Source organism: Citrobacter sp. Igbk 16, assembly GCF_028069755.1.
Taxonomy (GTDB): Bacteria; Pseudomonadota; Gammaproteobacteria; order Enterobacterales; family Enterobacteriaceae; genus Citrobacter.
The window spans coordinates 106,575-125,812 of record NZ_JANEWJ010000013.1 but is presented as its reverse complement, the minus strand read 5'-3'; the positions used below and the strand labels follow the sequence as shown (position 1 = coordinate 125,812).

The following is a 19,238-nucleotide window of genomic DNA, read 5'->3' as shown; positions in this document are numbered from 1 at the left end:
CATTTAATGTAAACATTAATATCCCAATGTAGAAAAAAACACATTTTATAAAGTGCATTTACATGAGACTTGACTGGCCAATAAATATAATAAAAAATAACCAAAAATAAAACACGATGTGACAAAACATGTCGTTGAATAGCTGTCCGCTGTAAGCAATTAAGATAATTCATATTTGTTAATTAATATAACGTGTTTGTAAAAACGGATGATAGCAACGACAACGGGAAGTCATAACCGTGAGATATAAGGCATTCATGTCATGAAGAAGTTTTTTGTTTTTCTGCTTTCATGGTTTTCAATAAATTCAGTTAATGCAGAAGATTTACACAATACCGTTAAAGAAGCATTAGCTAACCACCCTGAAGTCAATGCGGCGATAAACAGCCGTTATTCTTCCGAACAAGAACTACGTGCGGCAAAAGGTGGATATTTACCGTCGCTGAATTTAAATGCTGAAGCCGGACGCAAAAATATTGATGATGCGACGACGCGTGCCGCAGGCAGCACCAACGGTTTGACGCAGTCCCCCAACGAGGCGACGTTGAGCCTTGAGCAAAATGTGTTTAATGGTTTTGCCACCTCCAGCGAAGTCGCCCGACAAAAAGCGACCGTGGACTCACGCGCCTGGAGCGTTATGAATACCAGCGAAAGTACCGCATATACGGTGATTCAGGCCTATTTTGATGTGTTGCAGCGCGAGGAGTTTGTCCGTCTGGCTGAAGATGATTTGGCTAACCATGAACGCATCTATGACCAGATAAAACTGCGTACCGATCAGGGCGTTGGCCGTTCAGGAGACTTCATGCAGGCCGAAGCGCGTCTGGCGCAGGCGCGTAACAACTTACTGACCGAGCAAACCAACCTCGAAGATGCAAAAACCACCTTTATCAGCGTGACCGGCATGGAGCCGCAAGGACTCAGCCAGCCAGCGAGTATCGACGCTGAGCTGCCAACCTCACTTGCAGACGCCAAAAGTCGAATGGAGAAGAATAGCCCATTGCTGAAGTCTGCCAATGCCGATATTGAGGCCGCACATCAACAGTACGAAGCCTCAAAATCAACCTTCTATCCACGCGTTGACGTTGAGCTTTCCCGTGGGATCAGCAATAACACCGACACCACTCGCGCACATACCGAAGAGTGGGAAGCGATGGTCAAACTGCATTACAACCTGTACCAGGGCGGTAGCGACAAAGCCACAATGGACTCCCGCGCGTATCTGCATAAGCAGGCTCAGGATGTGCGTAACAACACGTTGCGCCAGATGAATCAGGAACTGCGCCTGGCGTGGACAGCATTACAAAACGCGCGCGCCCAGCTTCCTTCTGCCGAAGAATATGCCGACCGTAGCGTAAAAGTACGTACCGCCTATCAGGATCAATTCAGTCTTGGCGAGCGTACACTACTGGATTTACTTGATAGCGAAAATGAAGTTTTCTCCTCAAAACGCCGCCTTGTCGAATTACGCTATCTGGCAGTCACCAGCGGTTATCGTATTAGCGAACGTACAGGTGAATTAATGGGTATTCTAAAAATTGCACCACCGCCATCAGGTCAACCGGTAGATTCTGCAGAAGAAAATAACCTGCCTGAACTTCATTAATAATTATTAATACCCAATAAATCCCTGACCTGCACGCTTATTATTAGCTTGCTATTATTAAAACGTGCAGGTCAGAATGGTTGCGAAAATGAGTGCACAAGCTGAATTATTCAATGAAGTCCTAGAGAATTCTGACAGTAGCAATTCTCAACATCACGATCCCCGTAGCCATCATGACGACCCGTTATTAGATAGCCTACTTATTTTGTGTTCTCTGCACGGTAAATCAGCCAGTCGTTCAACGTTAAGCAGCGGTCTGCCATTAGAAAACGATCAACTCACGCTGAATATATTTCCTCGCGCTGCGGCAAGAGCCGGTTTAAAAGCGCGGGTGGTGACGCGCGCGCTTGATAAAATTCCGCAGATGTCTCTGCCCGCCGTGCTGTTACTGCGCTCTGGCGCAACTGGCGTATTGCTGGCATGGAATGAAGACGGCAGCGCTCGTTTTATGCCCAGCGAAAGCGAAGGTGGTGAAATCCGTGTCGATTTAGCCACGCTTGAACAGAGCTATGCCGGAAAAGTTATTTTTGCCCATCCACGCCATGAGTTCGATTTGCAGGCAGAAGCCTTTTTGCCACGCACCAAGTCCTGGTTTAAAGACACGCTGAAGCTGTCACGTTTTCTGTATATGGATGCCGTGCTGGCCAGCCTGTTAATCAACCTGATCGCACTCGGCACACCACTCTTTACCATGAACGTCTACGACCGCGTGGTGCCGAACCAGGCGACGGTGACACTGTGGGTACTGGCTGTGGGCATTTGCCTTGCCTTTGTTTTTGATCTGATTTTAAAAATGCTACGCGGTATCTGTCTTGATATTGCGGGCAAAAAAAGCGATCTCATTATCTCCTCGACCCTGTTTGAGCGCATTATCGGTATGGAGATGAAAGAGCGTCCACAGCGCGTGGGTAGCTTTGCGCAGAATATTCATGAGTTTCAGTCACTGCGTGATTTCCTCTCATCGCTGACCCTGACGACGATTATCGACCTGCCCTTCACCCTGCTGCTGCTGATCGTTATAGGCATTATTGGCGGTTCTCTGGCCTGGATCCCACTCCTGACGCTACCGATAGCCCTGCTGTGCAGTTGGGCACTGCAAAAACCCGTCAATGCGGCGGTGGCCAAAACCATGAGTCTCGCCAGCGAGCGTCAGGCACTGTTAATTGAAACGCTCAGCAGCCTGGATGCCATTAAAGTGAATAATGCCCAAAGCGAGCGTCAGTTCCAGTGGGAACAAACGCTGGGTAGCCTGAGCCGTCTGGAACTGCGGGTGAAAACCTTATCCAGCCTGGCCAGCAATCTCACCGGCTGGTTCCAGCAGATTTCGGGCGTGGTGATGATCATTGTTGGTGTGTATATGATTATCGGCGGCAAGCTGAGTATGGGTGGCCTGATCGCCTGCTACATGCTGAATGGCCGCGCATTAATGCCGCTGGGCCAATTAACCGGTCTTATTGCCCGTTACCAGCAGGCAAAACTCACCATCAAGAATACCGATAAGATGATGTCACTGACGCAGGAGCGCCGTGCGGATGAGAACCCGCTCAAGCGCGAACAGTTGCAGGGCAGCATTGAATTCCGCGACGTGGATTTTAGCTATCCAGAACAAAAAAACCTGTCACTGCACAAAATTAATCTCACCATTCAGCCCGGCGAACGCATCGGTATCATCGGCCGTAGCGGCTCCGGTAAAAGCTCGATCAGTAAGTTGATCGTCAATCTGTACCAGCCCTGCGCCGGTAATATCCTGATCGACGGTATCGATTCCCGCCAGTTGGATGTCAACGATCTCCGCCACAGCATCGGCTACGTCCCTCAGGACATCCAGTTGTTCAACGGCACACTGCGCGACAACCTGCTGTGCGGCGCGCGCTATGTCGATGACGAAACCATGTTACGCGCGGCGGAACTGGCAGGTGTCAACGATTTCGCTCGTCTGCATCCTGACGGCTACAACCTGCAGGTTGGCGAGCGCGGTTCTCAGCTTTCAGGCGGACAACGGCAGGCGGTGGCACTCGCTCGTGCGCTGCTGCTGGATCCGCCTCTACTGCTACTGGATGAACCCACCAGCTCGATGGATAACACCAGCGAAGAGAAGATCAAACACGCGCTGGTCCCCTGCATCGCAGGTAAAACGCTATTACTGGTCACCCACCGCGCCTCCATGTTGTCGCTGGTTGACCGCCTGATTATTGTTGATAAAGGACGCATCATCGCAGATGGCCCGAAAGCGGTGGTGATGGATGCGTTGAAAAAGGGGCAGATTAATGCGTCTCGCTGATTTCCTGGCGCGTGTTCGCCGTTTCATGCAGCACTATTTTCACGGCCGCGATGAAAATCAAACCGACAGTATCAATGAAGTGAGTCACGCCATTATCGATGATGCTCCACGGGTCATTCGCCTGACGCTGTGGGTGATCCTTGCGCTGGTGGTCCTGTCCTTCGTGTGGGCAGGTTTTGCGAAGATTGATGAAGTGACACGCGGTGAAGGCAAAGCGATCCCCTCGTCAAAACTGCAAAAAATACAGAACCTGGAAGGCGGAATTGTTACCGAGCTGTACGTACACGAAGGGCAAATCGTCAACGCCGGAGCCCCATTACTGCACCTTGACGACACACGTTTTGCTTCAAACGTCGGCGAAACGGAAGCGGATAAACTCGGCCTGCGCGCAAAGGTAGAACGCCTGAGCGCAGAGGTTGAAAACCGTGACTTTGTAATCTCAGAAGAGATTGCCAGCAAAGCCCCGGACGTCGCCCGCGGTGAAACCGAACTGTATAACAGCCGCCGGGCGCAATTTCACAACGAAATTTCGGCGCTTGAAGAGCAACTGGTGCAGAAAAAACAAGAACTGCGCGATTATGAATCAAAGGAAGATCAGTTCAAGCACAGCCTGGGATTAATACGCCAGGAAATCAAAATGTCAGAACCGTTACTTGCCTCTGGTGCCATTTCAAAAGTCGAACTGCTGCGTTTACATCGTACTGAAGTGGAAACCGCCGGACAGCTCAATTCCGTCAGCCTGTCGCTGCCTAAAGCCGCCTCAGAAATTAAAGAGATTGAGAACAAAATCGGTGAAAGCCGTGGCCGCTTCAAGAGTGATGCGCTGGCTCAACTGAACGAAGCCCGCACCAACCTGAGCAAAGCCCAGGCCAGCGTCAAAGCACTGGAAGACAGGGTGAATCGCACCATGGTTACTTCACCTGTACGCGGTATCGTCCAGCAGGTGATGGTCAATACTATCGGCGGCGTCATTCAGCCTGGCAGCGATCTGGTGGAAATCGTGCCACTGGATGACAAGCTGTTAATTGAGGCAAAAATACAGCCGCGCGATATCGCCTTCCTGCATCCAGGTCAGCACGCGATGGTGAAATTTACCGCTTACGATTACACCATCTATGGCGGGCTGCGCGGTGAAGTGGTGCAGATAAGTCCGGACACCATTACCGATAAGCAGGGACGGAGTTTCTATATTGTTCGTCTGCAAACTGACAAAAACTACCTGGGTACAAGAGAGCATCCGATGCTTGTCATTCCCGGCATGGTGGCAAGCGTCGATATCCTCACCGGTAAGAAAACCATTCTTAGCTATCTGCTGAAACCGATCATTCGTGCGCGTGCAGAGGCGCTCAGAGAACGTTAATCACTTGCGCGCCCCTTGCGTTAAATCAGGGGCGCTTATGTTTATGCCGCGGTATAAGCAGACAGTTTACCCCGATTGAGCGTGATTTTTCCGTCATTCACCAGCTCCTGTAATACCTTATGAATAGCACTGCGCGAGATATGATTGCGGGTCAAAATAAAGGTATATACGGATGTTTTCTCACGTACCGCGGGCTCCATCGCCCAAATATATTTGACGTGTTCAATAATCAGCTCACGAATGGTTCTGTGCGATTGCAATGTTTCACGCTGGAAATAGCGTTGCAGATGGTGCGCCAGGATATCAAACGCCTGCTTCCAGAGATTTTTAGCGGTAAATAAAAGATCGGCGTTCTGTACGCTCATGGCCCACATTTCACAATCGGTGTCGCAGCGTAAATAGTGCCCAGCGACCTCCGTACGCATTTGTGGAAGTCCAAGGATCGCCGGTGCAGAAATACTTACCGTCACTAAATCATTTTCTACACGATATACAGAGACCGTCCCTTTCTCCAGAAACAAGATATTTCCATCGACTTTCAGATCTATGCGCTGACGTTTTTTACGTAAGGACAGCCAGGCGTTATCCGATTTCTTTATTTCATCACCAATCAGCACTACAGATTTGTCTATTTCGTTCTGGAACATCGGACTCTCTAAAGCAAGTGATTGCTTCATCAAAATAATGGTGGAATTGACTTAACGGACAAAATAAATGTCAGCTTTAATACAAGCTGACATTTATCCCCATCTACCTCTACCACCAGCATTCCCTGGTGCTTTTGACGCGCTAACGGCACTGACTTTGTTCTCGCGTGGTGGTGTCGAGCAGTATATTGCGCTGTCCAGAAAGAATTAATGCTTATCACCTTTGTCATCACAATTTCGTCTTTTTGCTCTTTGCATAATAGCCAAAAAGACACAATCCATTGATTTATATGCTCTTTATTTTCATTAAAAAGTTACTATTGTTGTTATATTATGCTATCAAATTGAAACACTGCGCGGTTCTGGCGTCTTTTTTGGACAAAGTGTTATCATAACCCACTGACCACTGGGTGCATCATCAAGAGCTGAGGCATTATGTCTGAGACTGGCAATGTCAGTTATCTAATTGAAAATAAAATAATCTTCACGCCAGGCACACAGTGTCTGACGCGGGTAGACCATCCCGAGCAGCAGATAAAACTTAAACACTCGGCATCACTATGTCTTTTATTACTTATTCAACATCGCGGAAAGGTTGTCTCACAGAACGAATTGCTGGAGTTTGGCTGGGGTAGCAATCATCGCCAGGTCAGCTTCAATGCCTTTTATCAGAGCATCCTGTCTTTACGCAAAAGCCTGCTGCAACTGGAACTGGAGCAAACGTTCATCACAACGATACCCCGCAAGGGACTGATTATTAACGAAGAGTTTGAAATCCTGGAGATTGCAACACCGGAGAGTGTCCCTTTAGCCATTGACATACCGGTAGCACCTGAGTCTGACTTAACCCCAGAAGCGGGTATAGAGGCGTTGCTGGCGGGGACACCACGTAAACCACGGGTAACGACCACTGAAACGATAATGATGGTGCTGACACTGATAATCTGCGTTCTGATCGTATTCCCGTGGAAAAGCAGTGATGATTATTTTTCCGGTTATATTGCTGCGCCACAAGTATCAACTGACTGTCAGTATTATTTTAATAACGATGCCAGCAATTTCTCCCGGCATACTGCGTTTATCGACAAAAATCCTGCGTTGTGTCAGGCCAATAAATTTATCTATATCACGACCTATCCGGAATCAAAAAAATTGTCGGTGCTATTGTGCCGCTCGCCGATGAAAGGCGAACAAGAAAACGCGTGTCAGTCTGTCTATTACCCACGGTATGATAGCTAATGAATTTACTTCCTCGCACTCCCCGCTTCCGTATCCAGACGGGTATAATCCTGATGCTTTGCCTTTGCGTAATTGCGATTGCCAGCATCTGGCGGCTCGGCAATAATCATAATCACCTGCATAATCTTTCCTGCCGGGCAGCCATTGATATCGTGCGTAATACCGCCTCATTTAAGGGGATCATTGATATCAAAAGCGGTGATACTAAAGGTATTGTGAATATTGATGGCATTATTAGTGACGCCGCTAATAATGAACAGACTGTACAACGCATGGTGCTCTTTACACACTCCAGTTACGGCACCAGCCCGGTATGGGTCTCACAGAAAATTCATGTATCAAACCGTGAAACGGCTCCCGCCAGTTTAATCCAGCAGATCCTGCCCGATTTCTTCCTGACCAACACCAGCGTCTCGAATGTCGATCTTTTCGCACTGAACAGAGATACCTATCTGATTACCAAAGAAGGGATCCCCTACCTGTACTGCCAGAATTATGCGCTGCCGGAAAATGAGTAATCGCCAGGCATTCTGGCGGTACAACCGACGGATGAATCTCAGTGGTTGTCGGTGATAAGATACAGCATTCAGTCTGAGCCAACGCTCGCCGTTACTGCCGTTTAGGCGGCTTTCGAATGACAAATTTGTGGGTTTATGTGAGTTTCCAGGGGCTCACATAAGACTTCCCCGGTACCCAAAAAGATTAAAAAAAGAGCAAAGGCGATATGAAAGAGTCACTTGATACGGACTTCTCCAACCATACCCCCATGATGCAGCAGTATCTCAAGCTGAAGGCTCAGCATCCGGAAATATTACTGTTTTACCGCATGGGCGACTTTTACGAACTGTTTTATGACGACGCGAAACGTGCGTCGCAGCTGCTCGATATCTCGCTGACCAAACGCGGCGCGTCTGCGGGCGAGCCCATCCCGATGGCGGGCATTCCTCATCATGCGGTGGAAAACTACCTCGCTAAGCTGGTCAATCAGGGGGAATCTGTCGCTATTTGTGAGCAGATTGGCGATCCGGCGACCAGCAAAGGGCCGGTTGAACGCAAAGTGGTACGCATCGTCACGCCAGGTACCATCAGCGATGAAGCACTGTTACAGGAACGTCAGGACAACCTGCTGGCCGCTGTCTGGCAGGACAGTAAAGGCTTTGGCTACGCCACACTGGACATCAGCTCCGGGCGTTTTCGCGTCAGTGAACCCGCAGACCGTGAGACGATGGCTGCGGAACTGCAGCGCACCAACCCTGCCGAATTGCTGTATGCCGAGGATTTCGCAGAAACGTCGCTGATTGAGGGCCGTCGTGGCCTGCGTCGCCGTCCACTGTGGGAATTTGAAATTGATACCGCCCGCCAGCAGTTAAACCTGCAGTTTGGTACACGGGATCTGATCGGCTTTGGTGTAGAAAACGCGCCGCGTGGATTATGTGCTGCCGGCTGCCTGCTGCAATATGTAAAAGATACCCAGCGCACCTCACTGCCGCATATTCGCTCCATCACCATGGAACGCCAGCAGGACAGCATCATTATGGATGCCGCCACGCGCCGCAATCTGGAAATTACCCAGAACCTGGCCGGTGGCGTAGAAAATACGCTGGCATCGGTGCTCGATTGCACCGTGACGCCGATGGGTAGCCGTATGCTCAAACGCTGGCTGCATATGCCGGTGCGCGATACGCAGATACTGATCGAGCGCCAACAGACGATCGGTGCACTGCAGGATTCCACCAGTGAATTGCAACCCGTGCTGCGTCAGGTGGGCGATCTGGAACGTATTCTGGCACGTCTGGCACTGCGTACCGCGCGTCCACGCGATCTGGCGCGTATGCGTCACGCCTTCCAGCAATTACCGGAACTGCGCGCTCAACTGGAAAACGTAAACAGCGCCCCCGTACAGATGCTGCGCGAAAAAATGGGCGAGTTCACGGAACTGCGTGAACTGCTGGAGCGTGCCGTGGTTGATGCCCCGCCAGTGCTGGTACGCGATGGTGGCGTTATCGCACCGGGCTATAACGAAGAGCTGGACGAATGGCGAGCGCTGGCTGATGGCGCAACTGATTATCTGGACAGACTGGAGATCCGCGAGCGCGAGCGCACCGGCCTGGACACATTGAAAGTTGGATTTAACGCCGTCCACGGTTACTACATTCAGATCAGTCGTGGGCAGAGCCACCTGGCACCGATTAACTATGTGCGCCGTCAGACGCTGAAAAATGCCGAACGCTACATTATTCCTGAGCTGAAAGAGTACGAAGACAAAGTTCTGACCTCAAAAGGTAAAGCGCTGGCACTGGAAAAACAGCTGTATGACGAGCTGTTCGACATGCTGTTGCCGCATCTGGCGGATTTACAGCAGAGCGCCAGCGCACTGGCAGAGCTGGACGTGCTGGTCAACCTGGCCGAACGCGCGTATACCCTGAACTACACCTGCCCGACATTCAGCGATAAGCCCGGTATCCGTATTACCGAGGGTCGCCATCCGGTGGTGGAACAAGTGTTGAGCGAGCCGTTTATCGCCAACCCACTTAGCCTTTCCCCGCAGCGGCGGATGCTGATTATCACCGGGCCAAATATGGGTGGTAAAAGCACCTATATGCGCCAGACCGCGCTGATTGCATTGCTGGCCTACATCGGCAGCTATGTGCCGGCACAAAAGGTAGAAATAGGTCCAATCGACCGTATCTTTACCCGTGTGGGCGCGGCGGATGACCTCGCCTCCGGTCGTTCAACCTTCATGGTAGAAATGACCGAAACGGCCAATATTCTGCATAACGCCACTGAGAACAGCCTGGTGCTAATGGATGAAATTGGACGCGGGACCTCTACCTATGACGGTTTATCTCTGGCCTGGGCTTGTGCTGAAAATCTGGCGAATAAAATCAAAGCACTCACGTTGTTTGCTACCCACTACTTCGAGCTGACTCAGTTACCGGAAAAAATGGAAGGCGTAGCGAACGTACATCTGGATGCGTTAGAGCATGGCGATACCATCGCCTTTATGCACAGCGTACAGGATGGCGCGGCAAGTAAGAGCTATGGTCTGGCGGTCGCGGCACTGGCTGGCGTTCCGAAAGAGGTTATCAAACGCGCACGGCAAAAACTGCGCGAGCTGGAAAGCATCACGCCAAACGCAGCGGCAACGCAGGTTGATGGCACGCAAATGTCACTGCTCAGTACCCCGGAAGAGACATCGCCAGCCGTTGAAGCACTGGAGAATATTGACCCGGATTCGCTGACACCGCGCCAGGCGCTGGAGTGGATCTATCGGTTGAAGAGTCTGGTGTAACGTTGTAATGCCCGATGACGCTTTGCTTATCGGGCCTGCAACAACTGGCGCGCACTTCGGGAATGGGTGCGAGAGGACAAAACCAGGCCATCAAGACGCGGGGTTTCCCCCGCGTTGTTGCTACTTCTTCGGTTCGTAAGCGAGAACAGCTTTAAACTCCATATTACGCTCTTTGATACTTAACTCGCACAGCGAATCTCGTACCATTAACGTAAATCCCAGCACCGTGAAACACAGCACTACAATTGCCACCAGGGCATATTTTGTCAGCATGTCTTGCCTCCCTGCAAAGAAGAGACTAACATCCAAATGGTCTAGGTTTGTACGCTAGCCTCAGGTTGATAGAACTATCTCCTGGGGCTTTTGTCTTTCCGGGACCTTGCAAATGCTCAAAGCTCAGAAAGCCTCAAGCACCCGCAGCTATTCTATTCCAGGTGTCATCTCCTCGAACAAATTAAGCCATTTGCTACGAGCCTGCTCGCAAAATAACAAGCCCCGGATATTCCGAGGCTTAATATTGGTATGTTCTGCCCGATGACGCTTTGCTTGTCGGGCCTACAAAATACCGCTATGTGCAGGCCGGGTAAGGCGAAGCCGCACCCGGCAATGTTGATTAGCGCTTATCTTCTGCCAGCAGCGGTGGAATACTTGGCACCATCGGTGCTTCATCAATATCCTTCTGCGTCATGCGAAACGCCTGCGGGTAGTGCTCACGGCTGGTACGACGTAGAGGTTCGGTATCACGCCAGGTGTACAGACAATGCTGACACTGATATACCGTCCAGACACCTTTCACCGGCGAGACCGCCATCAATTCTATGTGTTCATCAGCACAACGTGGACAAATCATCTGCATCTCCTTATTTACGGTTGGCCAACATGGCGGTCAGCTTTTCAGCCCAGGCTTGAGTCTCAGGTAAATCACATACCGGCTGGCTGTAATGGCCACGGTTATCCGGGGCAACCGGAGTAGTGGCATCAATAATCAGCTTGTCAGTGATACCTGCCGGGCTGGAGCCTGGGTCCAGTTCCAGTACTGACATATTCGGCAACTGCACCAGATCGCCCGCCGGGTTAACCTTCGACGACAGCGCCCACATCACCTGCGGTAAGTTGAACGGATCAACATCCTCATCAACCATAATCACCATCTTCACATAGCCCAGGCCATGCGGCGTCGTCATCGCCCGCAACCCCACAGCACGGGCAAAGCCGCCGTAGCGTTTTTTGGTGGAGATAATCGCCAGCAAACCGTGGGTATACATGGCGTTAACCGCCTGCACTTCAGGGAATTCTGCTTTCAGTTGCTGGTACAACGGCACACAAGTCGCCGGGCCCATCAGGTAATCAATCTCCGTCCACGGCATGCCGAGATAGAGTGATTCAAAAATCGGCTTCGTACGGTAGGATACTTTATCAATGCGCACCACGGTCATGTTGCGCCCGCCAGAGTAGTGACCGGTAAATTCACCAAATGGCCCTTCTATTTCACGCTTGCGACTTTCGATGACCCCTTCAAGGATCACTTCAGACCCCCACGGTACGTCAAAACCAGTGAGCGGCGCGGTGGCGATCGGGTACGGGCTTTCACGCAGCGCCCCCGCCATTTCGTATTCAGACTGATCGTACTTCAGCGGCGTCGCCCCCATCAGAGTGATGATCGGATCGTTGCCAAGGGTGATCGCAATTGGCAGATCTTCGCCGCGTTCTTCCGCTTTATGCAGGTGCAGCGCGATATCGTGCATCGGCACCGGTTGCAGGCCCAGCTTACGCTTGCCTTTTACTTCCATACGGTAAATACCGACGTTCTGCTTACCGAAATTATCGACATCCAGCGGATCGCGTGAAACCACGCAGGCTTTATCAAGGTAGAAACCACCGTCGCCATCGTTCAGACGAAACAGCGGCAGAATATCAAACAGGTTAATATCATCGCCGTCGACGCTGTTTTCCGCCCACGCCGGATTGGCGCGACGTTCTGGTGCAACCGGAAATTTATCCCAGCGGCGAATAAATTCATCGATCTGTTTTTTCACCGGCGTATTCGGTGGTAAACCCAATGAAATTGCGTGGTTCTGCCATGAGCCGATAGTGTTCATCGCCACTCGGGCATCGGTAAATCCACGAATGTTGTCAAACCACAGCGCAGGCGCGCCGTCACCAATACGTCCGGTGGCATTGGCAGCAGCCGCTAAATCCGGTTCGGCGTTCACTTCTTCACTGATTTTCAGCAATTGTCCCTGGTCGTCCAGCGCTTGCAAAAAGCTGCGCAAATCATCAAATGCCATTACTCATTCTCCTGTGAAAAATTCTGCGCCTGCCGTAATCCCTGCCAGCGACGGGCGTTTGGGTGTTCCAGACCAAACTGATCGAGAACGCGAGCAACAATATGCTGCGTAATGTCATCGACCGTTTGCGGATGGTTATAAAACGCGGGCATCGGCGGAACCATTGCGACGCCCATACGGGAAAGTGCGAGCATATTTTCCAGATGAATGGTGCTCAGCGGCATTTCACGCGGAACCAGCACCAGCTTGCGCCCTTCTTTTAGCACCACATCAGCAGCACGCCCCACCAGTCCGTCCGCATACCCAGCCCGAATACCGGCCAGCGTTTTCATGCTACAGGGGATAACAATCATGCCGTCGGTCCGAAACGAGCCGGAGGAGATACTCGCCGCCTGGTCCGCCGGATGGTGGCAGTAGTCCGCCAGCGCAGACACATCGTGAACGCTGTACGGCGTTTCCAGCTCAATGGTCGTTTTCGCCCACTTCGATAACACCAGATGCGTTTCCACTTCCGGCATTTGCCGCAGCGCCTGTAGCAACGCCACACCAAGCGGTGCTCCTGTTGCCCCGGTCATTCCTACGATGAGTCTCATTCAACCTCTCAATATTGTTCGTGTACGAACATTTTGCTTAACATACTCCCACAACCGACTCCGGGCAAGGACACCTGGCACAGATAGCTAAAGTCGCGCTTGTTAAAAAAGTGCGCGTTACCCGCTATGATAGAGACCGATCGTTTGCCCGGAGTTCCCATGGAGTTACGTAATACCGCGTTTCATTTACTACGCCAGCTTTTTCAAAAGCATACGGCTCGCTGGCAGCATGCGTTACCGGAACTGACTAAACCTCAGTACGCAGTGATGCGGGCCATTGCTGAACGTCCTGGTATCGAGCAAGTTGACTTAACAGAGGCCGCGGTGAGCACGAAAGCTACGCTTGCGGAAATGCTGAGCCGGATGGAAAGTCGAGGGCTGGTAAAACGCGAGCACGATCCGACAGATAAGCGCAGACGATTTGTCTATCTCACGCCAGAGGGTGATACATTGCTTACCCATGTGACACTGCTGGGAGACGGTATAGATAATGAGTTTCTCGGGCGGCTTAGCGCGCAAGAACGCGAGCAGTTTACGTATCTGGTGCGTAAAATGATGGGGTAATGTCCCGGATAGCGGCTCCGCCTTATCTGGCCTGCATATCCGCTAAAGAAAAAGGCCAGTCCCAATGAGACTGGCCTTTCTTGATAGAACTTGTGCTTACTCGCGGAACAGCGCTTCGATATTCAGCCCCTGCGTCTGCAGGATTTCACGCAGACGACGCAGACCTTCAACCTGAATCTGGCGAACACGTTCACGGGTCAGGCCAATTTCACGGCCCACATCTTCCAGTGTCGCAGCTTCGTACCCCAGCAAACCAAAACGACGTGCCAGCACCTCACGCTGTTTGGCGTTCAGTTCGAACAGCCATTTGACGATGCTCTGTTTCATATCATCGTCTTGCGTGGTGTCTTCCGGACCGTTTTCCTTTTCGTCGGCCAGAATATCCAGCAACGCTTTTTCGGAATCGCCACCCAGCGGGGTGTCTACCGAGGTAATGCGCTCGTTGAGTCGGAGCATACGGCTGACGTCATCAACCGGTTTATCCAGTTGTTCCGCAATCTCTTCTGCGCTCGGTTCGTGGTCCAGTTTATGCGACAACTCACGCGCAGTACGCAGATAGACGTTCAGCTCTTTTACAATGTGAATCGGCAGTCGGATCGTTCGGGTTTGATTCATAATCGCCCGTTCGATCGTCTGGCGGATCCACCAGGTTGCGTATGTTGAGAAGCGGAACCCGCGCTCAGGGTCAAACTTCTCGACGGCACGGATAAGCCCCAGATTGCCCTCTTCAATCAGGTCCAGCAATGCCAGACCACGATTGCCATAACGACGAGCAATTTTCACCACCAGACGCAGGTTACTTTCAATCATGCGGCGGCGAGAAGCGACATCTCCACGCAGTGCGCGACGCGCAAAATAAACTTCTTCTTCGGCTGTTAACAGTGGTGAATAACCAATCTCACCAAGGTAAAGCTGAGTCGCGTCCAACACACGCTGTGTGGCCCCCTGCGATAACAGCTCTTCTTCAGCCAGGTCGTTATCACTGGGTTCCTCTTCACTCAAGGCTTTTTCATCAAAAGCCTCTACTCCGTTCTCATCAAATTCCGCATCTTCATTTAAATCATGAACTTTCAGCGTATTCTGACTCATAAGGTGGCTCCTACCCGTGATCCCTAACGGAACTAGCACGTGAAAGCCTGGTTCCGCCGAATTATCGCTGCGGTAAATAGCGCAGCGGGTTTACGGATTTCCCCTTGTAACGAATTTCAAAATGCAAGCGTGTAGAACTGGTTCCGGTGCTACCCATGGTAGCTATCTTCTGCCCCGCCTTGATTTCTTGTTGTTCCCGGACCAGCATTGTATCGTTATGGGCGTAGGCACTCAGGTAATCATCGTTGTGTTTGATGATAATAAGATTACCGTATCCACGCAGCGCGTTACCGGCATACACGACGCGTCCATCTGCGGTCGCGACAATAGCCTGTCCTTTGCTGCCTGCAATGTCGATTCCTTTATTGCCACCTTCGGTAGCTGCGAAGTTTTCGATCACTTTGCCGTCAGTCGGCCAGCGCCAGGTAGAGATCGGCGAACTGGTAGAAGTTGAGCTTGCAGTCGATTCGGTTGCACTAACTGCCGGAGCCGTTACAGGCGCTGTGACGACGGTCCCAGCAGGCTTGTTGTTCGGCAACATTTTGTTAGCACTTTGTTCACCTGAATCCTCAGAATACGTAATTGTTGGTTTCGAAGCAACAGCAACGGTGGAATTTTGTGCAGGGTTGGTCACAACTCCTTGCTGTGCTGCATCCGCCTGGGTGATGGCATTTCCACCGGTAATCGGTGCACCCGACGCGTTGCCCACTTGCAGAGTTTGTCCGACATTCAGGCCATACGGGGCCGGAACGTTATTGCGTTGTGCGAGGTCACGGAAATCGTTCCCGGTAATCCAGGCAATATAGAAAAGCGTGTCGCCTTTCTTAACAGTATAGGTACTGCCACCCGTATAGCTACCTTTCGGAATATTCCCATACTGACGATTGTACACAATCCGCCCGTTTTCCATCTGGACAGGCTGTTCTGCAACCGGCTGAACCTGTGTCGGCTGAGTCGCCGGGCGTTGCACCGGTTGGATCTGTGGCGTTTGTTGTACTGTCGCCGTTGATCCCATTTTTGGTGGAGGCGTAATCAGCATACCGGAGCTGGTGTTCGATGATGAGTTGCCGCCAACAGAGCTGACCGGCGCTGGTGGATTCGAGGTGTTTGAACAACCTGCCAGCCATAATGAAACCAGTGACAATGCCGCAATACGGCGAACGGTAAATTTGTGGCTTCCCGCGCTCATTTATCCCCCAGGAAAATTTGGTTAATACCCAGTGACGTAATCACCGTGCAAGGCATCGGACTGGACACTGGAAAACGTGACCACGATACGCTTACTAATTCCAGAATATCCAGGAAAACTCCAGGTATTCAGCAGCGTTAGCTACGCTAACTCCCCTTTGACTAAGGGAACAAAGCGTACGGCCTCCACGGTGTCGATAATAAATTCGCCTCCCCGACGACGAACCCGTTTCAAAAACTGGTGCTCATCGCCCACGGGCAAGACGAGAATGCCGCCTTCATCTAACTGCATCATCAATGCCGTTGGGATCTCAGGCGGTGCTGCCGTCACAATGATAGCGTCAAACGGCGCTCGAGCTTGCCAGCCTTGCCATCCATCACCATGACGGGTCGAAACATTATGTAAATCAAGCTGCTTCAGGCGACGACGCGCCTGCCATTGCAAGCCTTTAATGCGCTCAACAGAGCACACGTGATGCACCAGATGCGCCAGGATCGCCGTCTGGTAGCCAGAGCCAGTACCAATTTCCAGTACCCGGGATTGCGGCGTTAGCTCCAGCAGCTCGGTCATGCGAGCCACCATATAGGGCTGTGAGATGGTCTGCCCCTGGCCAATCGGCAGGGCGATATTATCCCAGGCCTTATGTTCAAACGCCTCATCAACGAACTTTTCACGCGGCACGGCGGCGAGCGCATCCAGGACATGTTCATCTCTGATGCCCTGCGCACGTAATTGTTCAAGGAGAGTGTGTACGCGTCTGCTTACCATTGCGTGTCGACTCCCACGCTGTCTAACCAGTCAGAAACAACCTCATGCGCACCGTATGCGGTTAAATCAACATGCAGTGGCGTGATTGAAACATAACCTTCATCAACGGCAGCAAAATCCGTATCCGGACCGGCATCGCACTTTTCGCCCGGCGGCCCGATCCAATACAGCGTATTACCACGCGGGTCCTGCTGTGGGATCACCTGATCCGCCGGATGACGGCTGCCGCAGCGGGTGACCCGCATACCTTTGATCTGATCCAGGGGTAAATCCGGAACGTTGATATTCAGAATGCGTCCGGTGCGCAGCGGTTCGCGGCTTAACGCGCGTAAAATCCGGCAGGTTATCGCCGCAGCGGTATCGTAGTGTTTATGCCCATCGAGCGAGACCGCCAGCGCAGGGAATCCGAGATGACGACCTTCCATTGCTGCCGCCACGGTACCGGAGTAGATGACATCATCCCCCAGGTTTGGACCCGCATTAATCCCGGAAACGACAATGTCCGGACGCGGACGCATTAACGCGTTCACGCCCAGGTAGACGCAATCGGTAGGTGTCCCCATTTGCACGGCGATATCGCCATTATCAAAGGTGAAAGTGCGAAGCGAGGATTCCAGCGTCAGCGAGTTAGACGCGCCACTGCGGTTACGATCCGGGGCAACCACCTGTACGTCAGCAAACTCACGCAGCGCTTTCGCCAGCGTTTGTATACCGGGTGCGTGGACCCCATCATCGTTACTCAGCAATATACGCATAATCACCCATTGTGTTAATAAGTTCCCTTACAACACTGGTGGCGAAGCTACCTGCCGGTAGCCAGAAGCGCAACTCGACGGTTACGTCATCCCACCAGTTCCAGCTTAATTGTTGTGGATACAGCAACATAGCGCGGCGCGATGCCTCAACTTTCTCGCGCAATAACAGAGACTGTAGCGCGGTTTCGTCAGCAATAGCAGCCTCTTCAAACGCCAGAGCATCGCGCTGAGTTCCCCACTCACCGCAGCCCGGTAGTGCCGCTGTTACCATCAATTCTTTTTCATCAACACGACGCTGTAATTCGGTCTGTTCGTCCCGTGTGGCGACAAACCAGCTTCCGCGTCCCGACAATTGTAGCGCATCGCCGTCAACAACTTGATTAAAGTCTGTTTTTTTCAAGCGTTCATTGACTATCTGATTAAACAACGCGCTACGGGCTGCCGACAACCAAAAACTGCGTTTATTGCGATCGCGCACCGGCGCATCGCTTTGTGCCCAGCGCAGCGCACCTTGCAGGTTGCTGCCGCCGATACCAAAGCGTTGGGCACCAAAATAGTTCGGGACGCCGCGCTCGCTAATCGCTTGTAAACGCGCTTCAACATCATCACGCTCGCTCACTTCACGCAACACCAGCGTAAAAGCGTTGCCTTTCAGTGCGCCTAAACGCAGCTTACGCTTGTGGCGGGCGTACTCCAGCACTTTACAGCCTTCCAGCTCAAATTTGCTTAAATCGGGCATTGTATTGCCCGGCACGCGCGCGCACAGCCACTGCTCGGTGACAGCATGCTTATCTTTCTGTCCGGCAAAGCTTACTTCGCGGGCGTGGATTTTAAGGAATTTGGCCAGCGCGTCAGCCACAAAACGGGTGTTACAACCGTTTTTCAGAATACGCACCAGAACGTGCTCGCCTTCGCCATCCGGTTCGAAGCCTAAATCTTCGACGACGACAAAGTCTTCCGGGTTTGCTTTCAGAACTCCGTGGCCGAGTGGTTTACCATGGAGATAGGTCAGATTTTCAAACGCAGTCATTTCGTTGCCTTAATGAGTAACGCCACCGCTTCACAGGCAATCCCTTCCCCACGCCCGGTAAAACCGAGTTTTTCCGTGGTGGTCGCTTTCACGTTAACATCATCCATATGGCAGCCGAGATCCTCGGCAATAAACACCCGCATTTGCGGAATGTGCGGCAGCATCTTCGGTGCCTGGGCAATAATAGTGACATCCACATTACCAAGCGTATAACCTTTAGCCTGAATACGCCGCCAGGCCTCACGCAATAACTCGCGGCTATCGGCACCTTTGAACGCGGCATCGGTATCCGGGAAGAGTTTACCAATATCACCCAACGCCGCTGCACCCAGCAGGGCATCGGTTAGCGCATGTAACGCCACATCGCCATCAGAATGTGCCAGCAGTCCTTTTTCATACGGGATGCGCACACCACCAATGATAATTGGGCCAACGCCTCCAAAGGCATGTACGTCAAAACCGTGTCCAATTCGCATTATGCATTCTCCTGATAGACACATCATCCTTCAAGCCGCCTTTATGTTGGCCGCCTCGGTA

Annotated in this window: 18 protein-coding genes; 7 read left to right on the top strand and 11 right to left on the bottom strand. The window is 51.8% G+C overall.

The window, feature by feature from the left end:
* The first annotated feature begins 262 nt into the window (after positions 1-262).
* From NNO03_RS11150 to NNO03_RS11140, 3 genes are all read left to right on the top strand, one after another.
* Positions 263-1,606: a TolC family outer membrane protein gene (locus NNO03_RS11150; RefSeq protein ID WP_271442799.1), complete on the top strand. Its 1,344-nt coding sequence runs from the start codon at positions 263-265 to the stop codon at positions 1,604-1,606.
* A gap of 88 nt (positions 1,607-1,694) precedes the next feature.
* A complete protein-coding gene (locus NNO03_RS11145; RefSeq protein WP_271449538.1) occupies positions 1,695-3,887 on the top strand; it encodes a type I secretion system permease/ATPase in 2,193 nt (730 codons plus the stop codon).
* Positions 3,874-5,247 carry an HlyD family type I secretion periplasmic adaptor subunit gene (locus tag NNO03_RS11140; RefSeq protein ID WP_271449537.1) on the top strand — a complete coding sequence of 458 codons (1,374 nt, stop codon included), beginning with the start codon at positions 3,874-3,876 and terminating at the stop codon, positions 5,245-5,247. Before NNO03_RS11145 ends, NNO03_RS11140 begins: the two co-directional genes overlap by 14 nt.
* Positions 5,248-5,288: 41 nt before the next feature.
* Here NNO03_RS11140 and NNO03_RS11135 read toward each other — a convergent pair whose 3' ends face one another.
* Positions 5,289-5,894, bottom strand: coding sequence for a helix-turn-helix domain-containing protein (locus NNO03_RS11135; RefSeq protein ID WP_271449536.1), 606 nt, complete (start codon positions 5,892-5,894; stop codon positions 5,289-5,291).
* Positions 5,895-6,329: 435 nt separating this feature from the next.
* On the opposite strand from NNO03_RS11135, the gene NNO03_RS11130 reads away from it, so the two are divergent.
* The 3 genes from NNO03_RS11130 (at position 6,330) to mutS (ending at position 10,425) form a co-directional block, all read left to right on the top strand.
* The gene (locus tag NNO03_RS11130) at positions 6,330-7,133 is read left to right on the top strand and encodes a winged helix-turn-helix domain-containing protein (protein ID WP_271449535.1); all 804 of its coding nucleotides are present in this window, start codon (positions 6,330-6,332) and stop codon (positions 7,131-7,133) included.
* On the top strand, positions 7,133-7,651 hold the full coding sequence (locus NNO03_RS11125; RefSeq protein ID WP_271449534.1) for a hypothetical protein: 519 nt from the start codon (positions 7,133-7,135) through the stop codon (positions 7,649-7,651). Before NNO03_RS11130 ends, NNO03_RS11125 begins: the two co-directional genes overlap by 1 nt.
* Positions 7,652-7,857: 206 nt before the next feature.
* A complete protein-coding gene (gene mutS, locus NNO03_RS11120) occupies positions 7,858-10,425 on the top strand; it encodes a DNA mismatch repair protein MutS (protein ID WP_271442481.1) in 2,568 nt (855 codons plus the stop codon).
* Between the two features lie 120 nt (positions 10,426-10,545).
* Here the strand turns inward: mutS and NNO03_RS11115 are convergent, their stop codons facing one another.
* The 4 genes from NNO03_RS11115 to NNO03_RS11100 all read right to left on the bottom strand — a co-directional run bounded on the left by NNO03_RS11115 (position 10,546) and on the right by NNO03_RS11100 (position 13,306).
* Positions 10,546-10,698, bottom strand: coding sequence for a Hok/Gef family protein (locus NNO03_RS11115; protein ID WP_043017378.1), 153 nt, complete (start codon positions 10,696-10,698; stop codon positions 10,546-10,548).
* A gap of 340 nt (positions 10,699-11,038) precedes the next feature.
* Positions 11,039-11,275, bottom strand: coding sequence for a non-oxidative hydroxyarylic acid decarboxylases subunit D (locus tag NNO03_RS11110; RefSeq protein WP_271442480.1), 237 nt, complete (start codon positions 11,273-11,275; stop codon positions 11,039-11,041).
* A gap of 10 nt (positions 11,276-11,285) precedes the next feature.
* The gene (locus tag NNO03_RS11105; protein WP_271449533.1) at positions 11,286-12,713 is read right to left on the bottom strand and encodes a non-oxidative hydroxyarylic acid decarboxylases subunit C; all 1,428 of its coding nucleotides are present in this window, start codon (positions 12,711-12,713) and stop codon (positions 11,286-11,288) included.
* Entirely contained in the window at positions 12,713-13,306 is a 594-nt protein-coding gene (locus NNO03_RS11100) for a non-oxidative hydroxyarylic acid decarboxylases subunit B (protein ID WP_271442478.1), read from the bottom strand. The genes NNO03_RS11105 and NNO03_RS11100 overlap by 1 nt, the downstream gene beginning before the upstream one ends.
* Positions 13,307-13,465: 159 nt before the next feature.
* Between NNO03_RS11100 and NNO03_RS11095 the strand changes: the two genes are divergently transcribed.
* Positions 13,466-13,870 carry a MarR family winged helix-turn-helix transcriptional regulator gene (locus NNO03_RS11095; RefSeq protein ID WP_271442477.1) on the top strand — a complete coding sequence of 135 codons (405 nt, stop codon included), beginning with the start codon at positions 13,466-13,468 and terminating at the stop codon, positions 13,868-13,870.
* Positions 13,871-13,966: 96 nt separating this feature from the next.
* On the opposite strand, the gene rpoS is transcribed toward NNO03_RS11095, so the two are convergent.
* The 6 genes from rpoS to ispF form a co-directional block, all read right to left on the bottom strand.
* Positions 13,967-14,959 (bottom strand): RNA polymerase sigma factor RpoS, encoded by a 993-nt coding sequence (gene rpoS / locus NNO03_RS11090; RefSeq protein ID WP_000081498.1) that lies wholly within the window; start codon positions 14,957-14,959, stop codon positions 13,967-13,969.
* A gap of 61 nt (positions 14,960-15,020) precedes the next feature.
* A complete protein-coding gene (nlpD, locus tag NNO03_RS11085) occupies positions 15,021-16,103 on the bottom strand; it encodes a murein hydrolase activator NlpD (RefSeq protein WP_249357549.1) in 1,083 nt (360 codons plus the stop codon).
* Positions 16,104-16,289: 186 nt separating this feature from the next.
* Entirely contained in the window at positions 16,290-16,916 is a 627-nt protein-coding gene (locus tag NNO03_RS11080; protein ID WP_061068474.1) for a protein-L-isoaspartate(D-aspartate) O-methyltransferase, read from the bottom strand.
* Complete coding sequence (gene surE, locus NNO03_RS11075; protein ID WP_202037906.1) at positions 16,910-17,671, bottom strand: 5'/3'-nucleotidase SurE; 762 nt, start codon at positions 17,669-17,671, stop codon at positions 16,910-16,912. The genes NNO03_RS11080 and surE overlap by 7 nt, the downstream gene beginning before the upstream one ends.
* Positions 17,652-18,701, bottom strand: a complete 1,050-nt coding sequence (gene truD, locus NNO03_RS11070) for a tRNA pseudouridine(13) synthase TruD (protein WP_271449532.1) — start codon at positions 18,699-18,701, stop codon at positions 17,652-17,654. The genes surE and truD overlap by 20 nt, the downstream gene beginning before the upstream one ends.
* Positions 18,698-19,177 carry a 2-C-methyl-D-erythritol 2,4-cyclodiphosphate synthase gene (gene ispF / locus NNO03_RS11065; protein ID WP_005130881.1) on the bottom strand — a complete coding sequence of 160 codons (480 nt, stop codon included), beginning with the start codon at positions 19,175-19,177 and terminating at the stop codon, positions 18,698-18,700. Before ispF ends, truD begins: the two co-directional genes overlap by 4 nt.
* Between the last annotated feature and the right edge of the window lie 61 nt (positions 19,178-19,238).